19 protein-coding genes are annotated in these 23,279 nt (G+C 58.1%); 6 read left to right on the top strand and 13 right to left on the bottom strand.

Going from position 1 to position 23,279, the window contains the following annotated elements:
- Nucleotide 1 precedes the first annotated feature (1 nt).
- On the bottom strand, nt 2-1,459 hold the full coding sequence (locus tag HF320_RS05765; RefSeq protein ID WP_248276636.1) for an L-aspartate oxidase: 1,458 nt from the start codon (nt 1,457-1,459) through the stop codon (nt 2-4).
- 12 nt (nt 1,460-1,471) lie between these two features.
- Nucleotides 1,472-2,497: a quinolinate synthase NadA gene (gene nadA, locus HF320_RS05760; RefSeq protein ID WP_169277476.1), complete on the bottom strand. Its 1,026-nt coding sequence runs from the start codon at nt 2,495-2,497 to the stop codon at nt 1,472-1,474.
- Nucleotides 2,498-2,724: 227 nt separating this feature from the next.
- Here nadA and HF320_RS05755 point away from each other — a divergent pair, with 227 nt between their 5' ends.
- On the top strand, nt 2,725-3,774 hold the full coding sequence (locus tag HF320_RS05755) for a PDDEXK nuclease domain-containing protein (protein ID WP_169277475.1): 1,050 nt from the start codon (nt 2,725-2,727) through the stop codon (nt 3,772-3,774).
- A gap of 74 nt (nt 3,775-3,848) precedes the next feature.
- Here HF320_RS05755 and HF320_RS05750 read toward each other — a convergent pair whose 3' ends face one another.
- The gene (locus tag HF320_RS05750) at nt 3,849-4,424 is read right to left on the bottom strand and encodes a hypothetical protein (protein WP_022387547.1); all 576 of its coding nucleotides are present in this window, start codon (nt 4,422-4,424) and stop codon (nt 3,849-3,851) included.
- 167 nt (nt 4,425-4,591) lie between these two features.
- On the opposite strand from HF320_RS05750, the gene trxA reads away from it, so the two are divergent.
- The gene (trxA, locus tag HF320_RS05745) at nt 4,592-4,912 is read left to right on the top strand and encodes a thioredoxin (RefSeq protein WP_169277474.1); all 321 of its coding nucleotides are present in this window, start codon (nt 4,592-4,594) and stop codon (nt 4,910-4,912) included.
- A gap of 147 nt (nt 4,913-5,059) precedes the next feature.
- Complete coding sequence (locus HF320_RS05740; RefSeq protein ID WP_169277473.1) at nt 5,060-5,722, top strand: HAD family hydrolase; 663 nt, start codon at nt 5,060-5,062, stop codon at nt 5,720-5,722.
- A 33-nt stretch (nt 5,723-5,755) separates the two neighbouring features.
- Here HF320_RS05740 and tsaD read toward each other — a convergent pair whose 3' ends face one another.
- The 10 genes from tsaD to HF320_RS05690 all read right to left on the bottom strand — a co-directional run bounded on the left by tsaD (nt 5,756) and on the right by HF320_RS05690 (nt 18,733).
- Nucleotides 5,756-8,137, bottom strand: coding sequence for a tRNA (adenosine(37)-N6)-threonylcarbamoyltransferase complex transferase subunit TsaD (gene tsaD / locus HF320_RS05735; RefSeq protein ID WP_169277472.1), 2,382 nt, complete (start codon nt 8,135-8,137; stop codon nt 5,756-5,758).
- A complete protein-coding gene (tsaE, locus tag HF320_RS05730; RefSeq protein WP_169277471.1) occupies nt 8,124-8,627 on the bottom strand; it encodes a tRNA (adenosine(37)-N6)-threonylcarbamoyltransferase complex ATPase subunit type 1 TsaE in 504 nt (167 codons plus the stop codon). Before tsaE ends, tsaD begins: the two co-directional genes overlap by 14 nt.
- Entirely contained in the window at nt 8,628-9,269 is a 642-nt protein-coding gene (locus tag HF320_RS05725) for a uracil-DNA glycosylase (RefSeq protein ID WP_169277470.1), read from the bottom strand.
- A gap of 9 nt (nt 9,270-9,278) precedes the next feature.
- Nucleotides 9,279-10,430 (bottom strand): alanine racemase, encoded by a 1,152-nt coding sequence (gene alr, locus HF320_RS05720; protein ID WP_169277469.1) that lies wholly within the window; start codon nt 10,428-10,430, stop codon nt 9,279-9,281.
- 1 nt (nt 10,431) lies between these two features.
- Nucleotides 10,432-12,048, bottom strand: a complete 1,617-nt coding sequence (locus HF320_RS05715) for an NAD(P)H-hydrate dehydratase (protein WP_169277468.1) — start codon at nt 12,046-12,048, stop codon at nt 10,432-10,434.
- Nucleotides 12,049-12,564 (bottom strand): holo-ACP synthase, encoded by a 516-nt coding sequence (locus tag HF320_RS05710; protein ID WP_169277467.1) that lies wholly within the window; start codon nt 12,562-12,564, stop codon nt 12,049-12,051.
- Nucleotides 12,565-12,855: 291 nt separating this feature from the next.
- A complete protein-coding gene (locus tag HF320_RS05705; protein ID WP_169277466.1) occupies nt 12,856-13,563 on the bottom strand; it encodes a tetratricopeptide repeat protein in 708 nt (235 codons plus the stop codon).
- Between the two features lie 19 nt (nt 13,564-13,582).
- A complete protein-coding gene (locus tag HF320_RS05700; protein ID WP_169277465.1) occupies nt 13,583-14,530 on the bottom strand; it encodes an indoleacetate decarboxylase activase in 948 nt (315 codons plus the stop codon).
- A gap of 90 nt (nt 14,531-14,620) precedes the next feature.
- Nucleotides 14,621-15,955 (bottom strand): MFS transporter, encoded by a 1,335-nt coding sequence (locus HF320_RS05695; RefSeq protein ID WP_138378360.1) that lies wholly within the window; start codon nt 15,953-15,955, stop codon nt 14,621-14,623.
- 141 nt (nt 15,956-16,096) lie between these two features.
- Complete coding sequence (locus HF320_RS05690) at nt 16,097-18,733, bottom strand: indoleacetate decarboxylase (protein WP_169277464.1); 2,637 nt, start codon at nt 18,731-18,733, stop codon at nt 16,097-16,099.
- Between the two features lie 553 nt (nt 18,734-19,286).
- On the opposite strand from HF320_RS05690, the gene HF320_RS09175 reads away from it, so the two are divergent.
- Genes HF320_RS09175 through HF320_RS05675 form a run of 3 tightly spaced genes read left to right on the top strand, consistent with a single transcriptional unit; the run spans nt 19,287 to nt 22,892 of the window.
- The gene (locus tag HF320_RS09175; RefSeq protein ID WP_211158987.1) at nt 19,287-20,021 is read left to right on the top strand and encodes a LuxR family transcriptional regulator; all 735 of its coding nucleotides are present in this window, start codon (nt 19,287-19,289) and stop codon (nt 20,019-20,021) included.
- Nucleotides 20,018-22,003, top strand: a complete 1,986-nt coding sequence (locus tag HF320_RS05680; RefSeq protein ID WP_169277463.1) for an ATP-binding protein — start codon at nt 20,018-20,020, stop codon at nt 22,001-22,003. Before HF320_RS09175 ends, HF320_RS05680 begins: the two co-directional genes overlap by 4 nt.
- Nucleotides 21,981-22,892: a response regulator gene (locus tag HF320_RS05675; RefSeq protein WP_169277462.1), complete on the top strand. Its 912-nt coding sequence runs from the start codon at nt 21,981-21,983 to the stop codon at nt 22,890-22,892. The genes HF320_RS05680 and HF320_RS05675 overlap by 23 nt, the downstream gene beginning before the upstream one ends.
- Nucleotides 22,893-23,279 lie beyond the last annotated feature (387 nt).

Raw genomic sequence — 23,279 nt, 5'->3', positions numbered from 1 at the left:
GCTACGCCTCCTTAGCGTCTGCGTTGATCGTCTCGATATCCATCGGAGCATCTCCATACGCCACCGGCTCGGACACGGCGGTGCCAAACTCGCGGCACAATGCGTCGATACTCAAATTACCCGCCGCCGAAAGGCGATGTGCGCCATCGAGGGCCGGCTCGCCCGCGCGCTCCACGCCCAAAGATACACCGTGCACCATGCTGTATGCAGCGCGGCGTGCAAATACAAGCGACTCCAGCAAGCTATTCGATGCCAGGCGGTTTTTTCCGTGCACGCCGTTGCAGCTGGTCTCGCCCGCCGCATACAGGCCGGGCATGCTCGTTGCCGAATCGCGATTAACCCAAACGCCGCCCATAAAATAGTGCTGCGTGGGAACCACAGGGATCGGCTCGTCCACGATATCACGGCCATCCTCCAGGCAACGCGCGCGGATGTTTGCGAAGTGGCCGCAAATCACATCGCGCGGCACCGGAGCAAAGCTCAGCCACTCGTGGTCGGAGCCGTCCTTTTTCATCTGGCTCCTAATGGCGGCTGCAACCACGTCGCGCGGCTGCAGCTCGTCGGTAAAGCGCTCGCCCGCCTGGTTAAGGAGCACGGCGCCTTCGCCACGGCAGCTCTCGGAAATCAAGAAGGTGCGACCGGGCTGAGGCGAGGCCAGGCCCGTTGGGTGGATCTGCACGTAATCGAGGTGCTCGCACGCAATGCCATGCCGAGTTGCGATATAGCACGCATCGCCCGTGAGCTGCGGATAATTAGTCGAATGATCGTATACGCCGCCGATACCACCGCAGGCCCACAGCGTATGCGTCGCGCGGATGTCGAAGGGAGCGGCCGCCCCATCGGCAGACTTGCCCAGCGTCCCGCTCAGTTCGTCAGCCGGGTCGAGAGAGGCCTCCTCCGTCACCGGAACGGCCACGACACCCGCGCAGGTGTCCACGCCATCGCGCGATTCGAGCAGGATGTCGACCATCGCCACGTGCTCGAGAATCTTCACGTTGGGAAGGCGGCGCACCGCATCCAGCAGCTTGGTGGTAATTTCTTTGCCCGTGATGTCGGCGTGGAAGGCGATGCGCGGACGACTGTGTGCACCCTCGCGCGTAAAATCAAGGCCGCCGTCCGGCTTGCGCTCAAAGTCAACACCGAGCGCCAGCAGGTCATCGATCACAGTACGGCTGGAGCGAATCATGATGTCGACGCTCTCGCGGCGATTCTCAAAGTGCCCCGCACGCAGCGTGTCGGTAAAGAATGCCTCGTAATCATCGCCCTCGAGCAGCACGCAGATGCCGCCTTGGGCGAGCATGGAGTCGCACTCGTCAACGCGTCCCTTGGAAAGCATCACGATCTGCGTATCCTCGGGCAGATTGAGCGCCGCATAGAGGCCGGCCACGCCGCAGCCGGCAATCACCACGTCGCATGCCATATCCTCGACGTTCGCGCCGGTCATATCCATAGGTTCCATCGTATTTGCCCCTTAGCGAGCTGCGTAGTCGAGCATGCGGTCGAGTGTGAGCTTTGCCCGCTCGGCCGCCTCGGGCGAAACGCCAATGTGTACTTCGCCCGCGCCTGTCTCAAGGCAGCAAACGAGTTTCTCAAGCGTAATCATATCCATGTTCACGCAGGTAGGACGCGTTGCCGGGAAGAAGAACTTCTTGCCCGTATCCTTGCAGCGGCGCTCCAGCTCATACAGCACGCCGGCAACGGTCACGATGATGAACTCGCGGGCGTCGGACTGCTCGGCAAACTTGATGATGCCGGCCGTGGAGCCAATGTAGTCGGCCTCGGCAAGAACATCGGCCTTGCACTCGGGATGCGCCAGGACAAGCGCCTCGGGGTGCGCGTCCTCAACATCGATAATCTGCTCGGGCGTGATGACGTGATGGCGCGGGCAGTAGCCCTTGTTGAGAATCACATGCTTTTCCGGCACCTGTTCGGCAACATAGCGTCCCAGGTTTTGATCAGGGATAAACAGCACATGCTTTTGCGGCAGCTCGCTTACGATCTTCACGGCGTTTGAGCTGGTCACGCACACGTCGGACCAGCTTTTAATCTCGATCGTGGAGTTGACGTAGCACACGACGGCAAGGTCATCACCGTATTGGGCGCGCGCCGCATCCACCGTCTCGCGCTTGACCATGTGCGCCATGGGGCAATCGGCGCCCGGCTCGGGCAGCAGCACGGTCTTGTTGGGATTGAGAAGCTTGGCAGACTCGCCCATAAACTCAACGCCGCATAAAACGATGGTCTGCTGCGGCAGGGACTTTGCGAGTTTTGCCAGGTAGAACGAATCGCCCACGTAGTCGGCCACGGCTTGGACCTCGGGCGACACATAATAGTGGGCCAAAATCACGGCATCGTGCTCGGCCTTAAGCGCATCGATGGCACGGGTCAACTCCTCCGGCACAAGAGCTGCCCGCTCCGTAGCCGTCGCTGCCGACGCCAAACCCTCCTCGATGTCACGCGCCAGATCGGCGGCACTTGCCAGTTGCGCCTCAGCCATGTAGGCCCCTCTCGAATAGGCTATATCTGGGGGCACAGTATGCCACTTGTAAAGACAGGTGACAAGACAGCTGTAAAGTCAGCACATTGGGAACGTTGGGGCGGGGGATGTTAGCTGCAAGCGTCAGCCAGATGTTCGTGCAAATAGCTGGCACAATTTGAGTCTTCACGAGGAATTAAGCTATTCCAAACAGACGGCAACCATGAATCGTGAAAGGGGCGAAATAAATGGGAGAACTTGCAGGACGCAGTGATACATCAGTCGTTACTGAAGGATTCTACGAGCAAATTTCTTCAATCCTGAGTACCGCTCGCGACAAAGCATATACAGCAGGCAACTTTGCAATGGTCGAAGCATACTGGGAAATCGGCAAAAGCATTGTGGAACAGCAAGGCGGCGAGGAACGCGCCACGTATGGCGACGCATTGCTCAAAGAGCTCGCATCGAGGCTGACCGAAGATTTCGGTAAAGGCTTTGACGCCAGAGAGCTACGCAAAATGCGCCAGTTTCATCTTGCATTCCCAATTCGGGACGCACTGCGTCCCGAATTGAGTTGGACGCACTATCGCAGGTTGATACGCATCCCCAACTCCGATTCTCGCATGTGGTACATGAACGAGTGCGCCGATTCCCGTTGGAGCACACGCCAGCTCGAGCGCCAGATCAACACCATGTTCCGAGAGCGCTTACTCGCCAGCAAAGATAAAAGCGTAGTTGCCGCCGAAATTCAGAAAAGCGCCCCGGCACGTCGTCCCGAGGACATCATCCACAACCCTTACGTACCCGAGTTCCTCGGCTTTCCCGACAACGCTACCTTCCGCGAGAGTGACCTGGAGCAGGCACTCATTACGCACCTACAAAAGTTCTTGCTCGAACTCGGACGCGGCTTTACCTTCGAGGCGCGGCAAAAGCGCATCACGTTTGATGGACGCCACTTCTACATCGACCTCGTGTTTTATAACTACCTCATGCGTTGTTTTGTGCTTATCGACCTCAAGACCGAAGACCTCACACACCAAGATCTGGGCCAAATGCAGATGTACGTAAACTATTACACACGCGAACTCATGAACGAGGGCAACAACCCACCCATAGGCATTGTGCTCTGCGCCGACAAGAGCGATTCAATTGTTGAGTACACGCTTCCCGAAGATAACGACCAAGTGTTTGCCGCAAAATATCTGCCATTTCTTCCGACCAAGGAGGAGCTGGCGCGCGAGCTGAGCGCCGAGTACCGTGCAATTAACGAATCTGCAGAAAACGAAGGCCGCGAGTGAGCTCAGCAGCACGGGCTCCAAAGCAAAGTTCACAAGCCAATAGATGTGCCGTGCGTCCAGCCCCGCGCCCGTCCTTAATACGGAGCGCCTACGGGACCGATCTGTTTGATATAGGCCCACATGCGCTGCTTTTCGCGCTTGTCGCCCAGCGCGGCCTCGAATCCATCGAGCGCCAACACGCGACGGCCCAGCACATGGGCCACCAGGCCAGGTTTGAGCATCGCGGTGTCAAAATCATCGATAGCCACCAGGGCATCGGCATAGGTCTCGCGCATGAGGTCTGCCGCCGTCGCGTCCAGCAGCAGCACCGCCTCGGGGTCAAGCGCCTCCAGGGCCTCGCGGAATACCTCCGTGGGCAGCGTCGCACCCAGCGTAAGCGCCGGGTCGTCTCCCTCCCCCGCAACGGCCGCGAGCGCGCAAAAATCCTCGGGAGCATAGCCGATAGCCGTGCACGATGCGCGCAGCGCAGTTCCGTCCGCGCCGCCCAAAAGCGCGCCGCCAGCACGCTCTTCCTCATTGAGGTCGCCTTTGATGAGCACGATGGGCGAAAACGCGTTACCCTCCATGCGCACGCCGCGAGCGCACAGGGCATCGAGCTCCTGGCGTGTAGCCTCGAGTGCGGCCTTTTTCATCTGTGCCGATGCATGCATGTGCAAACCTCCCAGTGTCAATCTTGTCCATTCTATCGCGCTACGCACCAGCGCCACGGTGACAAATAAACCTCGCCATCGCCGCTACCGACGCCACGTCTTTGGGTATAAGCGAGTCGTGTAAACATCCGACCCGCCCAAGCGGGCGTCGTATAAAGGAGTTTCCCATGGCAGCAATCCAGGAAATCACCGCCACCAATCTCGACAGCGTACTGAATAACCCAAAGCCCGTGCTCGTTGACTTCTGGGCCCCCTGGTGCGGACCATGCCGCATGGTTTCGCCCGTGGTCAATGAAGTTGCAACCGACATGGCCGACGTCATCGCCGTAGCCAAGTGCAATGTAGACGAAAACGAAGAACTCGCCCTCAAGTACGGCGTCATGTCCATCCCCACGCTCATCATCTTCCGCGACGGCGCCGAGGTCGGTCGCCTGGTAGGCGCCCTGCCCAAAGAAAAGCTTGTCGAGGAGATCAAGCGCACGATTTGATGTGCGCGGCGTCTCGGCTGCGTCCACATGTCCCTTGTTTTGAGAATCGGGGTGCCCCTGCGGGTGCCCCGATTTTTTTGCGGCGGTTGCGCTACACTGTGCGCGGCCGCAGTGGCCTTTGACGCAATTCGCAACCCAGGAGGTTCCATGCCCATCACGCACGTGATTTTTGATATGGACGGCACGCTTCTCAACACGCTCGAAGACCTTGCGGGCGCGGGCAATCACGTCTGCGAATTACATGGATGGCCTACGTTTACTGTCGATGCTTATCGCTACAAGGTGGGAAACGGCATGCTCAAGCTCGTCGAGCGCTTTATGCCCGCCGAGTACGCCGGGGATTCCGCCATGTTCGGGCGTACCTATCACGAGTTTTGCGCCTACTACGCTCAGCACAAAGAAGACCACACTCATGTCTACCCCGGCATAAACAGCATGCTCGAGCGCATCAAGCAGGCAGGCGTGCGCACCGCCGTTCTCACCAACAAAGACCACGACGCCGCGCTGCCGCTCGCAGAAAAGTACTTTGGCGCTAGGGCATTCGACCTCGTGCAGGGACGAATCGACGCGTTTCCGCCCAAACCAGAAGCCCCCATCACCCTGCACGTAATGGAGCAGCTGGGCGCATGCGCACAGGAGACCCTCTATGTGGGCGACTCCAATGTCGATGTCCAGACGGGGCACAATGCCGGCATCAAGGTTGCAGGGGTCACCTGGGGATTCCGCGGGCGCGAGGAGCTCGAACAGGCCGGTGCTGACTACGTGGTCGATAGCGCCGAGGAGCTCGAAAACCTTATTCTCGGCCTCTAGGGGCGCCGGCAGCAGCGCCCCTGCTCAAGCAATCTACAAGGTCATATTGGGATCGGCATCCACGTCAAAGGAGGCAAAATCGCCTTCCTTGAACTTGCGACGCGCGACCTCTGCGATCATCGCGGCGTTATCCGTGCACGCGTTGAGCGGCGGAACCGTCACGCGAATGCCCTGACGGCCCAGCTTTTGAATCATCATACGGCGCAGGTGCGGATTAGCCGAGACGCCACCGCCGATGCAGTACTCGCGGCAGCCCGTCTCGTGCAAAGCGCCCTTGGCCTTCTTGTACTGCACGTCAAACACCGCCGCCTCAAACGATGCCGCCAGGTCGGGCAGATGAATGGTATTGCCGGCAGCGGTCTCGTGTTCGATATACGAAACCACGGCTGTTTTGAGGCCCGAAAGCGAAAAGCGATAATCACCGCGGCGATTAAGCGCACGGGGGAAATCGATAGCGCGGGGATTGCCCGTCTCGGCAAGCTTGGAGATGATGGGACCGCCCGGATAGCCCAGGCCAAGCGCCTTGGCAACTTTGTCAAAGGCCTCGCCCACCGCGTCGTCGAGCGTCTCGCCCAAAACCTCGTAGTCGCCCCACGCCTTCACGTGCACAAGCATGGTGTGCCCGCCGGAAACGAGCGTGAAGATAAACGGCGGCTCAAGATCGGGCTGTGCCAGAAGGTTCGCGTAGAGATGGCCCTCCAAGTGGTTGACGCAAATGAGCGGACAGCCGGCGCCCGCGGCAAGGCCCTTGGCAAAGGCCACACCCACAACAAGTGCGCCCACAAGGCCCGGACCTTGCGTCACGCCCACAGCGGCGAGCTCCGTCGGCGCAATGGGGGCGTCAAGCCCCATGGCCTCGGCGGCCTCCTCGAGGGCAGCATCCACCACGCCCACGATAACCTCAACGTGCTTGCGCGAGGCGATCTCGGGCACCACGCCGCCAAAACGAGCGTGAAAATCAATCTGGGTGGATACCTGGTTGGCGAGCATGTTGCCCTCGGCATTGATGATGGCCACGGCCGTTTCGTCGCACGAGCTCTCGATCGCAAGCACAAGCTGCTGACGGGCAATCTCGGCCGCCTGTTCCTCGCCGCGCTCGGCGGCAGGTTGCGGCCAGGTGCGCGCGGCAGCAGCCGTGGGCTCGGGAGACGCGGCGTCCACGGGCAACACAAGCGGCAGCTGCGCCGTCATGACGAGCGCATCCGAACCTGGACCATAGTAGTTGCGGCGAACGCCGGCACTGGTAAAGCCGAGCGACTCGTAAAGGCCGCGGGCAGCCTCGTTGTCGTCCTTCACCTCAAGCGATGCCGAGGTGCAGCCGAGCATCTGGGCATCGTAGCTCACGTGCGAGAGCAGCTTGCGCGCAATGCCCTCGCGGCGATGCGTAGAATCGACCGCCACGTCCAGAATCTGAACGTCTCCGTCCACAACCATACCGCCGGCAACGCCGATGATATGACCGTTATCATGCGCCACCCACCAGGAGCGCGGAGCGGGAAGATCTTGCGCCAGCTCATCGAGGAAAAGCTTCGCAGACCATGCCTCATGGCTTGCGCCCGCAAAGCAGGATGCGTCGAGCGCTGCAGCGCCCTCGGCATCCGCCGCGCCCATAGGACGATACTGTAGATGCCTACCGGCAAGTTCGTCGGCAACGCCCGTTGTCTCGGTGTGGGCGCTTTCGCCCAGACCCAACCGGCGTCGCTCGTTTTCCTCGGCATCGGACAGGCGCGTGTAGATGGGCAGTACACCTGCCGGGTCCCCATCTCCCGTGGCCTCGCTGCGCAACAAGCCCTCCCCCGAGGGCCACCACAGCGAGCGCTCCAAACAACGGGCGGCTTCGTCTTCGGCAAGCAGCTTGCCATAACGAACAAGGCCGTCGCCCGTCAGACGAATCTTTGCCCAGTCGGCGCGCTCGCGCCATTCGTCCAAAGCAACAGCGGCCTTAACCACGCGCTCGCGGTCAAACAGGCGCTGTGGGCCCGCCTCGTCAATGCGATACAGCGCTGGATAAACCTCGCCGCGCATAGCATCGGCGAGCACGCCTACCAAGCCGCGCTCGCCTGCACGCCAGGCGGTCCAGGCGCAAGCGTCAAGCGTCGAGGCGCCCAGCAGCGGCACATTTGCTCCGCAAGCCAGGCCCTTTGCGGTGGAAATGCCAATGCGCACGCCGGTAAAGGAACCCGGGCCGCGGCCCACAACAATGGCATCGACATCGGCGATGCCAAACCCCGCCTCGGCAAGCGCTGCTTGCACGGTGTTCACCAGCTCCACGTTGGCGTGGCGGCGGCACATATGGTCGCGCGAGAGCATATGCTCCTCGCCCGTCTCGAGGTCGGTCCAGCGCAGGGCGCAGACCAGCATATCGGTCGAAGTATCAATCGCCACGGTAAGGGCGCGTTTGCTATTCAGCGTCATCTTTTACAGCCTTGTCAATCTGCCTAGCCAGCTCTTCTGCTCTCGCACCGTACGGCTTTAAAACAACCGTACGCTTATTCTCGTCATCTGCATCTCTCGAAATCACGACCGAGAGATACTCGTCGCACAGCTCGTCTTGAAACTGCTCGCCCCATTCAAGAAGACAGGCGCCCTCATATCCCAGCACGTCGAAAATGCCGGTATCCTCCAGCTCATAAGCATGCTCAAGACGGTATAGATCAAAATGGAACAAGGGGATCCTGCCGCCATCATGCACAGCCATCAGGGCAAACGTGGGGCTCGTCACCGGATGCTCGTCGCCAAGGCCACGGCTCACGCCCTTGGTGAAGTGCGTCTTGCCCACGCCAAGACCGCCCGTGAGCACAAGGATGTCTCCATCCGCGAGCGCCGGTGCCACAAGCTCGCCGAGATGCTCGGTATCCGCCGCGCATGCACTCTCATAGCGCAGAGCTTCTATTCGTTTGAGCATCTATCTCTCCGCTTCCTGTTCTTTATTGTTGTCCGCCGTAGATGCCGCATGGCGCGCCAGGTAGTCTCCCAGCATGCTAAAGTCCTGTTCCAGCAGCTTTTGCCATTCCGGATTGCGCAGGGCAGCGGCGGGATGGAATGTAGGCATGACCACAAAGTGGCCCATCTGATGAAAACGCCCGCGCAGGCGCGTGATGCCTATCTCGGTCTTAAGGACAAAATGCGTCGCGGGATTTCCCAGCGTAACAATAACGTCCGGCCAGATGCTTCGGATCTGCTCGCGTAAAAACGGCGAGCAGGCAAGCACTTCTTCTGGACGCGGATTGCGATTTCCCGGAGGACGGCATTTGAGCACGTTGGCGATGTAGACCTCCTCGCGCGTCAGACCCGCCAAAGACAGGATGCCGTTGAGGTCCTCGCCCGCAGCGCCCACAAAGGGCTCTCCCTGCAGGTCTTCATTGCGACCCGGCGCTTCGCCCACAAACATCACGCGCGCATGAGGATTGCCCGTGCCAAAAACGATCTTGGTCCTTGTCTGGCACAGCTGGCATAGGCGACAGTCGCCAAGCACCGCCCGAATCTCGTCAAGCGCTACCTCACGCGGCTTTTGATGCGTGTGCCCCGGAATCTGCATGACACCCATGAGCAGCCTCTACACGTAAACCTTGTCGAGACGCATGCCAAAGCCGCATGCCACCTCGTAGTTGATGGTGCCGCGCAAGCGCGCCATCTCGTCCATGGTGATCTCGGCATCGCCATCGCGACCGATGATGGTCATTACGTCCCCGTAGTTCGCCTCGGGCATGCGGCCCATCGAGGTCTCGGAGATGGCGACCATGCATTGATCCATGCAGATATTGCCCACCTGGCGAATGCGCTCGCCCTGATAGAGAACGTCCATGCGATTGGAAAGGGTGCGCGAGAGGCCGTCGGCATAGCCAATCGGCAGCGTGCAGATTTGCACGCGCGTCCGAGGCACGCGATAGGTAAAGCCATAACCCACGCCCTCGCCCATGGCAGGATGCGCCACGCGCGTTACGCGGGCGCGGACGCTCATCACCGGGTCAAGTGGGAAGATCGGACGCGTCGTCTCGCAAGGCTGCAGGCCATATAGACCGATGCCCGCGCGAATCATGTCGTAATGGGTCGAGGGGTCCAAGATAGACGCCGGCGTGTTGTCGCAGTGAACGATGCCGCATTCAAAGCCGGCATCTTTCATGGCAGCAACCGCTTCGTCAAAACGCTTGCACTGAAGTTTGTAGTCCCAACCGCTCTGCTCGTCGGCGGTGGCAAAATGCGTGAATACGCCGTCGCATTGAATGCCGCGATGGAAGTGGATCGAACGGCGGAACTCGATCACATCCGCGTAATGCACGCCAATGCGATTCATGCCCGTCTCGATAACCATATGGTACTTGCCAATCTTACCCAGCTGCGACGCACGCTCGCCATACGCAAGAGCAAACTCAAAGGTATAGACCGAAGGCATGATGTCATGCTCGAGCAGCAGATCGATAGACTCGGCAGGGGGCTCGCTCAACAGCAAGATGGGCGATACGATGCCGCCTTCGCGCAGTTCGACGCCTTCCTTGACCGTAGCCACAGCAAACATATCGGCACCGGTCGCATACATGATCTTGGCGCAGGCAACGGCACCGTGGCCGTAAGCGTCGGCCTTGACCACGCAGCACAAGCGCTGGCGCGGGTTCAGCAGGTTTTTAAATGCGCGCGTGTTGCGACGCAGCGCACCTTGGTTGATCTCGACCCAGGACCAGCGGTCTTGCGGCAGCCTTGAGATGGCCATCTTACTCCCCCTCGGAATCGAGCGCGCCCAAGTCCTTAAGCGCCTCGTTCTCCACCAGTTGCATGGCTTCGCCGATATAGTCAATAAGGTCCGTGGCGATCACGCTTTTCTCGCCATACTCGGCAGCAGCGGCAAAACCGGTATACGAATGAATCGAGACTGCATAGGAAAGAGCGAGCTCCCACACGTCAACCTCGGCATGGAGCGTGGCGATGGTGCCGGAAATGATACCGGCAAGAACGTCGCCCGAGCCCGCCGTGGCAAGAGAGGCAGGACCGCTTGTGGGAATCAAAACGCGCTCGACACCAACAACCGCCGTGGTTGGCCCCTTGCAGACGATAACCATGTTGTCCGAGCCGCCGGCCCACAAAATCTTCTGGGCGGCATCGATAGCGGTGCCCAGATCGTAGACCTCGTCCTCCTCCCCCACCAAGCGCGAAAGCTCGCGATAGTGCGGGGTCATAATAAGTGGCGCCTCGCGACGATACATGTCGGGGGTCTTCTCAATGCCGTCGATCGCGATGCGCGAAAGGCAGTTGAGAGCGTCGGCGTCGAGCACCAGAGGAACATCGAGCTCAAGCAGGCCGGTCACAACCTGCATGCAGCCCGCGCTCGTCGTCATACCAGGACCGCACAGCACGCAGTCGTACTTCTTTGCAAGCTCGCACACGATGGAGCGGGCAGCCGCGCCAAACGCACCGCGAGAATCGGACGGAATAGCATGAACCGGAACCGAAGGAAGCGCCATACGAATAAGGTTGGCGCAAGCATCGGGGGCGGCCACCGCCACATACCCCGCGCCGGCACGCGCCGCCGCCTTCGCTGCCATCATGGCAGCTCCGGGGTAAGACGCAGAGCCCGCAACTACCAGGACAGAACCACGCGAGTACTTGTCAATTGAAGCCGGAAGACCCGTGATGTAGTCGATGAGGTCGCCTGCCTGAACAATCTCGGCTGCGTGATCGACGTCGCCAATCACCTCGTCAAGCTTGTCGTACAGCTCGCCTACCTGGATGTCACCCACGTACTCGGGGCCGTCACCACTATAGAGACCGATCTTGGGGGCAAGCATCGTCAGCGTCTTGTCGGCACGAATGCAGCAGTCCTCGACAACGCCTGTCTGCGCATTAAGACCCGAGGGGACATCGGCAGAGACAACAAACGAAGACAGTTCGTTTACAGCAGGGATCCAAATGCTAAAAGGCGGACGAGGCGCACCGTGAAAGCCCGTTCCCAAAATGGCATCGACGATCACATCAGCCTGCTCGCCAAGCTCCATCAGTTCATCGCGCGACGGGCCAACGACCACGTTAACGTCACGACCAGCGGTGCGGCGAGCGACATGACGCGCAAGGGCACTTGGAATCTCACTTGGATCGACCGGCGAGACAACATCGACATGGATATCTTTCTGCTGAAGAATATCCGCAGCAACCCAACCGTCACCGCCGTTGTTGCCAAAACCGGTCAACACGAGCACGCGGCTCGGATGCTCGGCTTCGACAACCGAAGCGAGAAGCTCTCCCGCGTGCTCCATGAGCTCTGCCTTCGAAGTGCCCTCGCGCTCGATAATGTCTTCGAGTCGAGTAACTTCCTCGATGTTCAAAATCGGCTTCATCTAGCGCTCCTCATTCTCAAGAGCCTCATCGCCGCTTTGGACACGCTCAAGCTCGTCGAGAACCGAGCGCGCCTCCCTAAACGATTGCGCGATGCGCTGTTTTTCATCCTGTGCGGTCTGTTTTGCCTTAGGGCGCGTCTCCTCGGTCAAGGCCATAGCATTGGCGATGGCAAGATCGCCCGTTGCGGAAAGCGAGAGCGCGAACTCAACAATGCCACGCTCCTCTGCCAGCTCTTTTGCCCGACCGGCCAAAAGAACAGCCGGCCGGCCGTTTTGCCCAGCCGTAACCGAAACATCCTTGCGGCCAATGCCCTTAAAGCCCGTACCCAGTGCCTTGAGCACCGCCTCGCGGGCAGCAAAGCGGCAAGCATACTGAGCCATGGGACGAGAGGAGGTTTCGCAAAACTCAACTTCCTCGGCCGTGAAAACGCGAGCGAAGAACCCAGGCGTAACCTGGCGGATACGCTCCATGCGAGAAATCTGAACAATATCGACGCCGACGCCGGCTTCTGCCATCACGACCCCCTTTGGCAATCAAATAGAACCATTTGTCTATTGTATCCACTCAAGAGGAGCTACGGGGTGGGCATACAAGAATGACGAAGGGCATCGAAGCAAATCCAGCACCATCATCAGCGCCCCATACAAAATGAGGCAGGCGTGACCGTGCGAGGTACATGCACGATCACGCCTGCGCTTTAAGATATAGCAGAATGGAGGTCTGCCCACGAAGCAAGAAGCCTAAAAGAGGGACACGGCGCAAACTTGGGGAAGGCCGCCAAACACTATACGTAAGGAAAGTGAGGGCTACTCGTTTTCGATGGTGATGGGGTCTTGAGCGAGCGAGCTGGAGCAGCCGCAGCAAGCGGACTTGCTCATCTCATCGTAGAACGCCTGGACACCCTGGCCAAACTCGGTATCGAGAATGCCCTGCTGCCTGCAAAGGTCCAGCGCCTCCGAAAGAGCGTTTACGGCCTCGCCGCGATAGCCGCGCTCGAACTGCACGGCGCCCAGATCGAAGAGGCAGGCGATGAGAGGCTCGCCCTGGCCGTAAGCACGTGCGACCTCCTTTGCGCGTTCAAGATACGTGATCGCAGTCTCGAAATCGCTCATCAGGCGCGACTCATGGCCAATACCGACGCAGGCATCGTAGAGCAACGGGCTGGGGTCCTCGCCCAACACCTCGCAGAGCTCCATGAGGATCTCGCGAGCTTTCTGATGCTCGGCCATGGCGCTGTACACGCGCGCAAGGTTGGTCTTGATGCTCACGACCTCATTGCTCTTTGGGCCGTGGGCCGTGGCAAAGTAGGCAGCAGCGCTGGACAAAGCGTCAATCGCCTCGAGGTGCATGCCGCGCTTCATAAAGCAAACACCCATCTCGTTTTGGACAACGGCGTGCATCTCGGGGTCGCCAACCGTCTGCTCCATCGCAGTGTTGAACAGTTCCTCTGCAGCCTCCCAGTCCTCGTTGGCGTAGATGCCGTCAACCTCACGGTAAAAATCTTTGATATCCATGTTAGTCTCCAGTCTTAACCTAGTTGATGATGCACTTCACGCCGTGGCTCTCGATGATATCGGCCAGCTCACGCATGCGCGCATCGCTGGGCGGCTGAACATCGGGAAGCAGGTACGTCGAACCCAAGCGCTCATGCTTGGTAACGCCGAGCTTGTGGTAGGGCAGGATGTTCATCGTGGGGAAGTGGCATTCGGCAGCGAACTTCGCGATACCGTCGATGTTTTCGTCCGAATCGGTATATCCGGGGATGATGGGAGTCCTGAGAACCATGCGCTCGGGGCAACGCTCGCCAATCAAGCGCAGGTTCTTGAGGATCACATCGTTACTTGCTCCCATGATGCGCTTGTGCGCCTCGGGATCGATGACCTTGCAGTCGGTGTAATACAGGCTGATGTAGGGCATCACGCGCTCGAGGTTTTCGGTCGGAACGCAAAGCTCGGACTCAAGAACAACGCTGTATGCCTTTTCATGGCACCTGCGGAGAAGCTCCTCGAGGAAATCGGGGTGAAGCAGCGGATCGCCACCGGAAACGGTCACGCCGCCCTTGGCTCCGTAGACAACCGAATCACGGTCGATCTTTGCCATAACGTCATCGACAGTCATGAGCTCGCCGGCAACCGAAAGCGCTTCCTGGAAGCAAGCGCTCACGCACTCATGAGTGGTGCACTTGTCGCACTTCGAGCGATCGTGGCGAACATGGCCGTACTTGGCGATTTCCTCGGGGTCCGTCACCGCAGTCACTGCGCCATGGGGGCAGACCTTGGCGCAGAACATGCAGCCCACGCACTTCATCTTGGTGTAGAGGAGCTGTGGGGTGCCCTTCTGGGATTCGGGGTTTGCACACCAGGGACAACGCAGCGTACAACCCTTGAAGAAGACGTTCGTCCTGATGCCGGGTCCATCATGGGTAGAAAAGCTCTGGACATCAAAAATCATCGCTTGGAGCTTACCGTCTTCAGTCTTCATCATTTGTTCCTTCCAGATCAGGGCTGCTAGTGAAAAGCGCACCCGAGCAGTCTGCCCGGGTGCGCCAGAGGGGCAGGATGTAGTCTGTTGCTACTCTCCCCAAACCTCTTCACGAGTGGGTTGCTTGACGATGTTCACGAAGACCAGGGCAAGCAGATAGAAAATCGTTGCCAGCCAAATGGCAACAAAGTAGCTGCCCGTAACGTCGCGCAGGAAGCCTGCGATGTACGGGCCAAGGCCTGCGCCACCGGCCATGCCGATGAGGGAGACGAGGCCCCAGCACTGCGGCATTTCCTTGCGACCAAAGACAACACCGACCGTACCGGCAATCGACGGAATGTAGATGCCGTAGAAGAAGCCAAAGACAACTGCGTACACGACGAAGGCCCAGACAGCGCTGCCACCATCGGCGGTCAGGCGCACGCCGTAGTTCAGCCAAAGAGCCATGGCAGCGCAGCCGATGTACGAGAAGGTCAAGACGCGCTTGCGAGCCTTGAGGGGATCGCCCATCTTGGCGGTGAGCTTATCGGTGAAACCGCCAACTGCGATAGCGCTGAAGATGAAGACCAGGCCGATCAGGCAGTAGATGTACGTGGCGGTCATCTTGTCGTAACCCAGGTCACCCGTGGTGTACTGAATGGCGTGGGAGAAAACGATGAACTCAGCGAAGTTGGAGCAGAACCACAGGATGGAGAGAATCCAGAAAGCCTTGTGCTTAACAGCCCACTTGAAGGGGACGTAGAACTCCTCGGCCTTCTTCTCGGCACCCTTGGAAGCAGCAGCCTGGCGAGCCATGAATGCGTCGAAACCGAGCGGCTTTTGGCCCACATCCTCGGGCTTCATGATGGTGAACTGAGAAGCGATGCCGATGCCGACGATGAGGATGATTGCGAAGACCCTCATCATCGTCTGCCAGGACTGGCCGGCGATGAGGTTCATGGACACGATTGGGCCAAGGCACATAGCAGCACCGGCGGCAGCGGTGGTAAGGCCCATCGCGATGCCGAGCTTATCGATGAACCACTGACGAACCATCGAGGTAACAGGGGCCCAGAAAGCACCGGAGCCGATACCGGCGATAACGCCGTAGAAGAGCCAGTACTGCCAAGGCTCAGTGGAATAGCTGCAAAGGAACAGGCCGGCAGCCATGATGCAGCCGTGGAGCAGGTAGGTCTTGCGGGGACCGAGCTTATTGATATAAGTACCGGTCAGGAATGCAAAGATTCCGTAGAAGACCATGAAGAGGGACGAGCCCAGAGAAACAACACCCGTAGACCAACCAGTACTTGCGCACATGCCTTGGATGAGAGTTGCAAAGGATCCGCGAACCATCATGTGGCAAAGCACGATGACGACGGCGGCGACGGTAACAGACCAACCGGAGAATTTCAGATTGGAATTCTCGGTGTTAGAATTCGCTTCCATCTCTATTACTCCTAGGGGTAGGATGGGAGAAGCGCTCAATCCAAGACAGGGGCGGTATCTCCCGTTGATAGATGAGAGCGTGCTCAAAAGGTGGCGCCCGGCTAGCGTCCAAACACACCGGGCGCCACACTTATGCAACGCTTAGAGGCTTTCGTACTCAGTACGAGCGATGACCTCGTCCTGGATGGGCTTACCAAGCTCGTTCCAGTAAGCGGAGAAGCCTGCAACGCGAACCATCAGATCGCGATAGTTCTGCGGCTTGTCCTGAGCATCGCGGAGCATCTTGGAGTCGACGATGTTGAACTGGACGTGATAGCCACCCATGCGGAAATAGCTGCGAATGAACTCGACGAAGTTCTTGGAGCCCTCGTCACCGCGAATCGCGGAGGGATGGAACTTCATGTTGAGCTGCACCGAGGCGAACGGGGTGGAGTCGAGCTTAACGCCGGAGCGGATCAGAGCGATCGGGCCGTTGACGTCGGTACCAGGCGAAGCGGAGAGAATGCCGTCGCACAGGGTAACGCCAGCGAGGCGGCCGTCCGGAGTAGCGCCGGTCACGCGGCCGTGAGGTCCGTGAGCGGAGATGGAGAGAGCCGCGGTGATCCACCTGTAGCCGTTGTAGGTGGTCTCAGAGCCGGTAACGCGATCGTAGTCCTGCCACACCTTGACGAAAATGTCGTCGACATAGTCGTCATCGTTGCCGAACTTCGGGGCGTTGAGGATGTCGCGGTGAATCTGAGCGTACTTCATGTGCTTCTCAGGATCGATCTCCTGGTTGAGCATGGAGAAGTTGCCCTTCTCGGCGCCGAGGACGAAGCCGAAGTTGTGGTCCATAGCATCCATGAACTCGTCAATGGTGTACTTCTTGTCATCCCAGATGAGCTTCTTCATAGCGGCGAGGCCGTTAACGACGTTGACGGTGCCGGAGTCAAGAAGGGTGACGGAAGCGTTGTAGCGGCAACCGAGGTTGTCGACCGGGCGACCGTTCTCGATGCAGTCATGCATCAGGATGGAGCCCATGATCTTCGGATGGATATCGCGCTGGCAGGCCACGACCTCGTTCCAGTAGCGCATGTAGACCTTCATGAAGTGCTCACGGATGGTCACGAAGTTGTTCCACAGATCGTCATAGGTCTCGACAGGCTTGATGCCCTCCATGACCTTGATGCCGGTGCGGGGGTCAACGCCCTCGTGCAGAGCGAGCTCGATGGTCTTGCCCTCGTTGTAGAAAGCGGGGTGGGCGATCGGGTGACCTTTGCCGGCGAGGCCGTTCTCGACGCAGCCGGAAAGTGCGCAGTCGCGGGCGTCCTCGAGGGTGATGTTCTCGTCGGCATAGCACCAGAGGTTGTGCTCAACCATCTGCTCATAGTTGTACCATGCGGGATAGCCGTTACCGGCCTTGGTGCACTCGGCGGCCTTGAGAGCGAGCCTATCGCTGGTCTTGTTGGAGAGCAGGATGGAGAGGGTCGGCTGCGGGGTCGGCATGTTGATACCGGCCTGGAGGATGAGCTCCTCAACCTCGTTGTCGGTGCACTGACCGGTCACGGGGTCGAGACCGCCAACTGCCATGTTCATGAAGGAGTTGGAGGAAGCCATTGCTGCCCACAGGGACGGAGTGATGTACTCCTCGGTGGAGCACTTGAGGCGGATGAGCTCCATGGCCTCGAGCGCCTGCTCCTTGGTGATCTTGCCCTCTGCGAGATCCTTCTCGTAATAAGGCTGGAGGAGCTTGCCCCAACGACCGGGGGAAACGCCCAGAGCGAGGGAGTCGGACATAACGAGGATGTGAGCGGTCCACAGGGCCTGGAGGGCCTCCATGAAGTTGCGAGCAGGCTCGGCCGGAACGTGCTCAAGGCGCTCAGCCATCTCGAGCAGCTCGGTCTTGCGGGGCTCCTCGGCGGTCTCAGCGAGACGACGGGCCTCGTTGGCATAGTTGGTTGCCCAAGCGATAGCGCCCTCGCAAGCGTAGATGCAGCCCTGCCAGAAGAAGACCTTGTCGGCGACCTCCTTGGTGGTCACGACGGTCTTGGCAATGTTCTCCTTGCACTGCGCGATAACCTTGTTGAAGCCACCCAGAGCGACGTCGTAAGCCGGGATCCAACGGCCGTCGCAGCCAGCGTGCAGGCCGGAACCGGGGAACAGGCCGACCTTCTTGGCGTTGACGTAATCCTCATAGCCGTCAAAAGCGGTCTTCATCCAGTCGTCGGAGACGTTCTCGACGCAGCGAGTCTTCCAGTAGTCCAGCACCTCGAGCATGGGCTGAACTTCTTCCTCGCGAATGGAGAAGAGCTGACCAACGGGGGTCCAGCCTTCCTCGTCCACGGTGTGGGCCTCGTCGCCGCCCTCAACGGAATAGAGCTTAGCTTCTTCCTTCTGATCCTCGGCCTGGGTCAGGAACGAAATCATGAAGTCGGTAGCGAACTGCGGAACCTGGGTAGCACCGCGGTCATAGCGGGTCTTGGACATGGTGATGAGCTCGTCCTCGCGGATAACCGGAGTAAGGTGCTCAAGCATGTACTTGTAGGACAGACCGCGACGGACGTAGAGCGGCTTGCCCTCATACTCACGCCACGCCTTGGTGTAAGCGATCGGGGCTTCCATGTCCATCTTGCACTTGGCGTTCATGAAGCGTTCCTTCATGCGCTTGGTGCGGTCAGTGGAGGGTACGCCCTTCACTTCTTTCTCGACGAACTCGTCGCCTTGCTGAGTGCCACTATTGGCAGGCCAGGTTGCGGTCTTGCCAGTCTCGAGCATCTCTAGTACCAAAGACTCCTGCATGATTCCTCCTACAGAGCTTTCCTTCCCGAGGACGTTCGCTCCTCGGGTCTGACAGGTTCCATTACAGAGGAATCACCAAGCGATTGTAATTGGCTTTTCGTTCAGACTTCTGCCGAATTTCTGCTGTGGAGTAGACCTTTAGTCCTAGCGCATTTGAAGAACTTAGAACTTTAGTATAGGTATTTTATTAACCCGGGCTAAAAATCGGGGGGGGGGTAGATGAGACGATTTTCACAGCATCTTGTAAACCGTCCTTGCAGATCTTAAAACACTGACCTCAGTCAGAGATACCACTAGATGGTTTTATAAAGCCCGTTAACCAGCCTGTTTGTTGCAGTTTGCCTATCAATCAAAGGGTTTTGCTGTCGCCATGCCCCAAAAAGTGCAAATGAGAAGCAATTGTAAATACCGCGGTCCACTTACCGACGATATTCCACCATTACGGTTTTTAATGCTCCCCGCAAAGCGTTATGAAACATAATTGCAATGATTCAGATCACTGCATATCGCGTACGGCAGAATCACAAGCCCTTACGCACAGTTTGGAGATCAAGTGGCAGATCAGGAACATAACGCCCTGCGTTTTCTAGCCAAACTCCAGCAAGTACAAGACCAATACTCCGGGTTCTTCTCGGCGAGCATTCGAGTTTTCGACAGCAAGGCAGAAGAGCGCCTCACCATTGAGTCAAACGGCAGCCCGATGTGCATGAGCAAGCGTTGCGAGTCCAACAGCTTTTGCCAGTCATATTGCGAAAGGGTCATCAAGGCCCCTGAGACCTTCCAGGTATATACCTGCCCTTACGGTCAGCTCATTGCCATTGGCAGGCTCACCGTTCCCACCCAGTACTTGCCTTCTTCAGACGCAAGCCCCACGTATTATCTGCAGATTGTCGACCGCAAACCCGCACGAGAAGGCGCAAGCGATAGCACCGACCCTCTCGGTAGCCTCATGAACGGCACCGACCACCAGCGACGCCTCGACTTTGTCGAACGCGCAAAGGTTATCTACAGCGCCTACTCGCTCGCTTTTGATTTTGCCGGCAACGAAAGCAACCCCGAGAGCGGAAACCGCGTCTATCAGGAACAGCGGACAGAGATACTCGAGGGCCTCACCAAACGCGAACGTGAGGTGCTCCGGCTCGTCTGCACAGGCCTTTCCAACCAACAAATCGCCGATCAGCTTGTTATCACTGAGCATACCGTCAAATTGCACATCGGAAACATCCTGAAGAAGACCGGCCTAACCAATAGAACCCAATTGGCGATCTTGGGGTTGGAGCTCCTGTGAAACGTCGTCTGAAAATCTCGACCTACATCAACATAAGCATGGCCTTCGTCCTGACGGTAGCGCTTGCTCTCTTTGCAATTGTCGGCGCGGTCCTTCTCAGGTCCGCGTCCGTCGACAATACCGTTTCCAGCCTTCAGGTTGCGCTTCAAACCGCCTACGACCGAATGGAGCTCAAAGACACCTCGGAGATTCTGCGCATTAGTGAAGTCCTCTCTTATGAGGACATCAATGGCTACTTTGCCAACAGAAATGAGAAGAAGCTCTCCAAGGTGCTCGATCGCTGTGCGCCCATCGATATGGGAACCCCCTACGCTCTCGCCGTCGATAGCGAAGGCATTGTGCTAGCGAGCAATGTGCAGCCCGCCGGAACCGAATGGCCCCTCTCCGGACTCCTCGATACTTTGGGAAAGCAAACGGATGCAATCACCAGCACGGAGCTCATCTCAAAACAGGAACTCTCTGTTTGCTACCCCTCATTCAAAGAGAACGCCGAGATTCACATCGATGAGACGCATTCTCTTTACGACGCGTACGTTCGTGTTGTGGCATACCCGATTTACTCGCCAGACGGCACATTTATGGGAGCCATCGTCGAAGGTTACCTTCTGAACAACAATCAACAGCTGCTCAGCGATTTTTCGTCCATCGTATCCGACGCGTATCTCTCGATCGGCACTTCCGACGGCATGAGAATCTGTTCGAATATCCAGACGAAAGACTCCGCGTTCTTCTATCCCGCCGGCACGCAACAGATGCAGGGCCTCGTCGATGCCGTCAACGATGGTGACACTTGGCGCGGCGTCGTAACGATGGATGACGGAAAAGTCGGTGTCGTCGTCGCTGGATCCATGGAGAACCAGGCAGGCGCCGTTATTGCCAACTTGGGCGTAGGATTGCCCGTTACAAGCATTCCAGGAATCTCTACGTCACTTCTCACGACGCTGGGAATTGCCTTTGTTGTCATTCTCTTTTCGGCAGCGTTGATTGGAAACGTGCTCACGCGCATCATCACCAAGCCAATCGCAAGTCTTGAGGCCAACGCCAGGGCGGTTTCGACAGGAGAATTCCCGGAACTTGAAAGCATTCGCAACCGTGCGATACTGCCTCGCGAATTTGCCGAATTGGCCGATGACCTGTATGTCATGGCAAACGCCTTGACCCGCGAGAATCAGCGACTTGAAGAAAAAGTCGGCAAGCGCACCGAAGAGCTTGTGACCACCATCGCAGAGCTGCGCGAGACCAACCAATATAAGTCACAATTCCTTGCAAATATCTCGCATGAGCTAAGAACGCCCCTTAACTCAATCATCGGCTTCTCATCGCTTCTTCAGGATGGACTTGCCGGCAAGATGAACGAGAAGCAGCACGAATATGTGGGGATCATCATCCAAAGCGGAAACCATCTGCTGGGACTCATTAACGACCTGCTTGACCTTGTACGGATCGATACCAATAAAAACAAGGTTACGTATACCGATGTCGACCTCAAGCGCTTCATCGAAGACACTGCCGCAACCATGCATCCCCAGGCAAATGAGAAAGACCTGGCTCTGACTGAGGTTATCTCCCTTCCCAACGGCAATTTAGCTGTACGCTGGGATGAGTCCAAGATGCGCCAGGTGCTCATCAATCTCATCGCCAATGCCATTAAGTTCACGCCGCACGGTGGATCCATTACAGTCACCTGCTGCTCGGCTAAGGGCGACATGGTTGAAATCAAGGTTATCGACAATGGCATCGGCATCGAAGATGACATGAAGGAACAGGTATTCCTTGCCTTTGAGCAAGCCGACAATAGCTATACGCGCATATACGAAGGCGTCGGGCTTGGCCTTGCTATCACAAGAAGTATCGTATCCCTGCATCACGGACGCGTATGGATTGAAGATACCGCTGGAGGGGGAACCACAGTCCATATGATTTTGCCCATGGATGCCGAGACAACAAAGGAGGATGCTAATGCAGAAAATCTTGGTTGTTGAGGACGACGCACCGAGTTTGATTCTTACCACAGAGGTCTTAAAGAACTATAAGTACCATGTTGTTTCGGCCGTTGATGGCGAACAGGCTCTCGAGGTTGCAGAACGTGAAAATCCAGATCTCGCCTTGCTTGATGTCATGCTTCCCGGACTCAACGGATTTCAAGTTTGCGAACGCTTGCGCTCAATGCCGCAATTCCGCAACCTGCCAATCCTCATGCTCACCGTTCTCAACGAGGACTCGCACCGCTTTAGGGCGATCGAGGCGGGAGCTAATGGCTTTTTGACAAAGCCGTTTAAGCACGTCGAACTCATTATGAGGATAAAGGCCCTGCTCACAGCAAGTGAAGACACTTCTAAAATGATTCCGCTCAACAGCGCGATCACCGCTTTTTTGACTGCCTTGGAGCACAGGCGCCCAGGATCTGTCACAAGCAGTAGAAGATGCGCCAACCTTGCAGAACATCTTGCCATGGTCTCCGCCGTTACCGATAAAGCCGCGGAAAAGCTGCGCATTGGCATCATGTTGAGGGATATCGGCTTTATCGCATGCAGCGACGAGATTGCCCAAAAAGATGATACCGACCCCAATTTAAACGAACACACCATTCGCGGTCTGGAGATTATCAGCGGGTTGAACGATGAGCTGGTAGAAGCGATTGTCCGATATCACCACAGCACACTCAAGAGCAGCGACTACCCAACGGACCTCCCGCCCGACGTTCTTCAGTGCGTAAACATTGCACTGGTGTGCAACAGGCTGGAAGAGCTTGTATACGGGCCCGACCCCTGTCCAAAGCAAGAGGCGCTCGAAGCAATCCAAGCCGAAACTCAAGAAGGGTATTGGCCAGAAGAAGAGGCTGAACTACTGGCGCGACTGTTGAGCAACTAAGCGCCTGGATTTAAACCGCGCAGTGAGAGGGGCACATATGGGCCCCTCTTTAACCGCGGGGCACTAAAATCACTGGGCGCAGAGTAGATAATCGGGCGCGGGCTCTTCAACAACGGGATGACTCCATCCGGTCCCTCTTCGTTGCAAGCGGCTCCCTTTTGAACCAAATCGCCGGCCCCACACTCCCGCGGCATGAAAAAAGGGCCCCGGAGGGCCCCTCGAGCTCATACGGTAAGAGAAAGGGGGCGCCGCGGAGGTGGTCCCCCGCGGCGCCCCCGCGCCCGAGCCCGCTACATACGGGTCGAGCGCCGTCCACCGGTCAGCGGCGCCCTGCTCTCCCACGGGCTGGCCCCGCAGTACCATCGGCGCTCGGCGGCTTAGCTTCCG

This window comes from Collinsella acetigenes, assembly GCF_012844445.1.
GTDB lineage: Bacteria > Actinomycetota > Coriobacteriia > Coriobacteriales > Coriobacteriaceae > Collinsella > Collinsella acetigenes.
This window is presented reverse-complemented; position numbering and strand designations above follow the sequence as displayed.

Excerpts from the sequence above, each read along its gene's own strand:
- HF320_RS05675 (WP_169277462.1), top strand. The coding sequence starts at position 21,981 with ATGCAGAAAATCTTGGTTGTTGAGGACGACGCACCGAGTTTGATTCTT.
- HF320_RS05700 (WP_169277465.1), bottom strand. The coding sequence starts at position 14,530 with ATGAAGACTGAAGACGGTAAGCTCCAAGCGATGATTTTTGATGTCCAG.
- alr (WP_169277469.1), bottom strand. The coding sequence starts at position 10,430 with ATGGCCATCTCAAGGCTGCCGCAAGACCGCTGGTCCTGGGTCGAGATC.
- tsaD (WP_169277472.1), bottom strand. The coding sequence starts at position 8,137 with ATGACGCTGAATAGCAAACGCGCCCTTACCGTGGCGATTGATACTTCG.
- HF320_RS05725 (WP_169277470.1), bottom strand. The coding sequence starts at position 9,269 with ATGGGTGTCATGCAGATTCCGGGGCACACGCATCAAAAGCCGCGTGAG.
- HF320_RS05750 (WP_022387547.1), bottom strand. The coding sequence starts at position 4,424 with ATGCATGCATCGGCACAGATGAAAAAGGCCGCACTCGAGGCTACACGC.
- nadA (WP_169277476.1), bottom strand. The coding sequence starts at position 2,497 with ATGGCTGAGGCGCAACTGGCAAGTGCCGCCGATCTGGCGCGTGACATC.
- HF320_RS05765 (WP_248276636.1), bottom strand. The coding sequence starts at position 1,459 with ATGGAACCTATGGATATGACCGGCGCGAACGTCGAGGATATGGCATGC.
- tsaE (WP_169277471.1), bottom strand. The coding sequence starts at position 8,627 with ATGCTCAAACGAATAGAAGCTCTGCGCTATGAGAGTGCATGCGCGGCG.
- HF320_RS05715 (WP_169277468.1), bottom strand. The coding sequence starts at position 12,048 with ATGAAGCCGATTTTGAACATCGAGGAAGTTACTCGACTCGAAGACATT.
- HF320_RS05755 (WP_169277475.1), top strand. The coding sequence starts at position 2,725 with ATGGGAGAACTTGCAGGACGCAGTGATACATCAGTCGTTACTGAAGGA.
- HF320_RS05690 (WP_169277464.1), bottom strand. The coding sequence starts at position 18,733 with ATGCAGGAGTCTTTGGTACTAGAGATGCTCGAGACTGGCAAGACCGCA.
- trxA (WP_169277474.1), top strand. The coding sequence starts at position 4,592 with ATGGCAGCAATCCAGGAAATCACCGCCACCAATCTCGACAGCGTACTG.
- HF320_RS05710 (WP_169277467.1), bottom strand. The coding sequence starts at position 12,564 with ATGGCAGAAGCCGGCGTCGGCGTCGATATTGTTCAGATTTCTCGCATG.
- HF320_RS05740 (WP_169277473.1), top strand. The coding sequence starts at position 5,060 with ATGCCCATCACGCACGTGATTTTTGATATGGACGGCACGCTTCTCAAC.
- HF320_RS05695 (WP_138378360.1), bottom strand. The coding sequence starts at position 15,955 with ATGGAAGCGAATTCTAACACCGAGAATTCCAATCTGAAATTCTCCGGT.
- HF320_RS05705 (WP_169277466.1), bottom strand. The coding sequence starts at position 13,563 with ATGGATATCAAAGATTTTTACCGTGAGGTTGACGGCATCTACGCCAAC.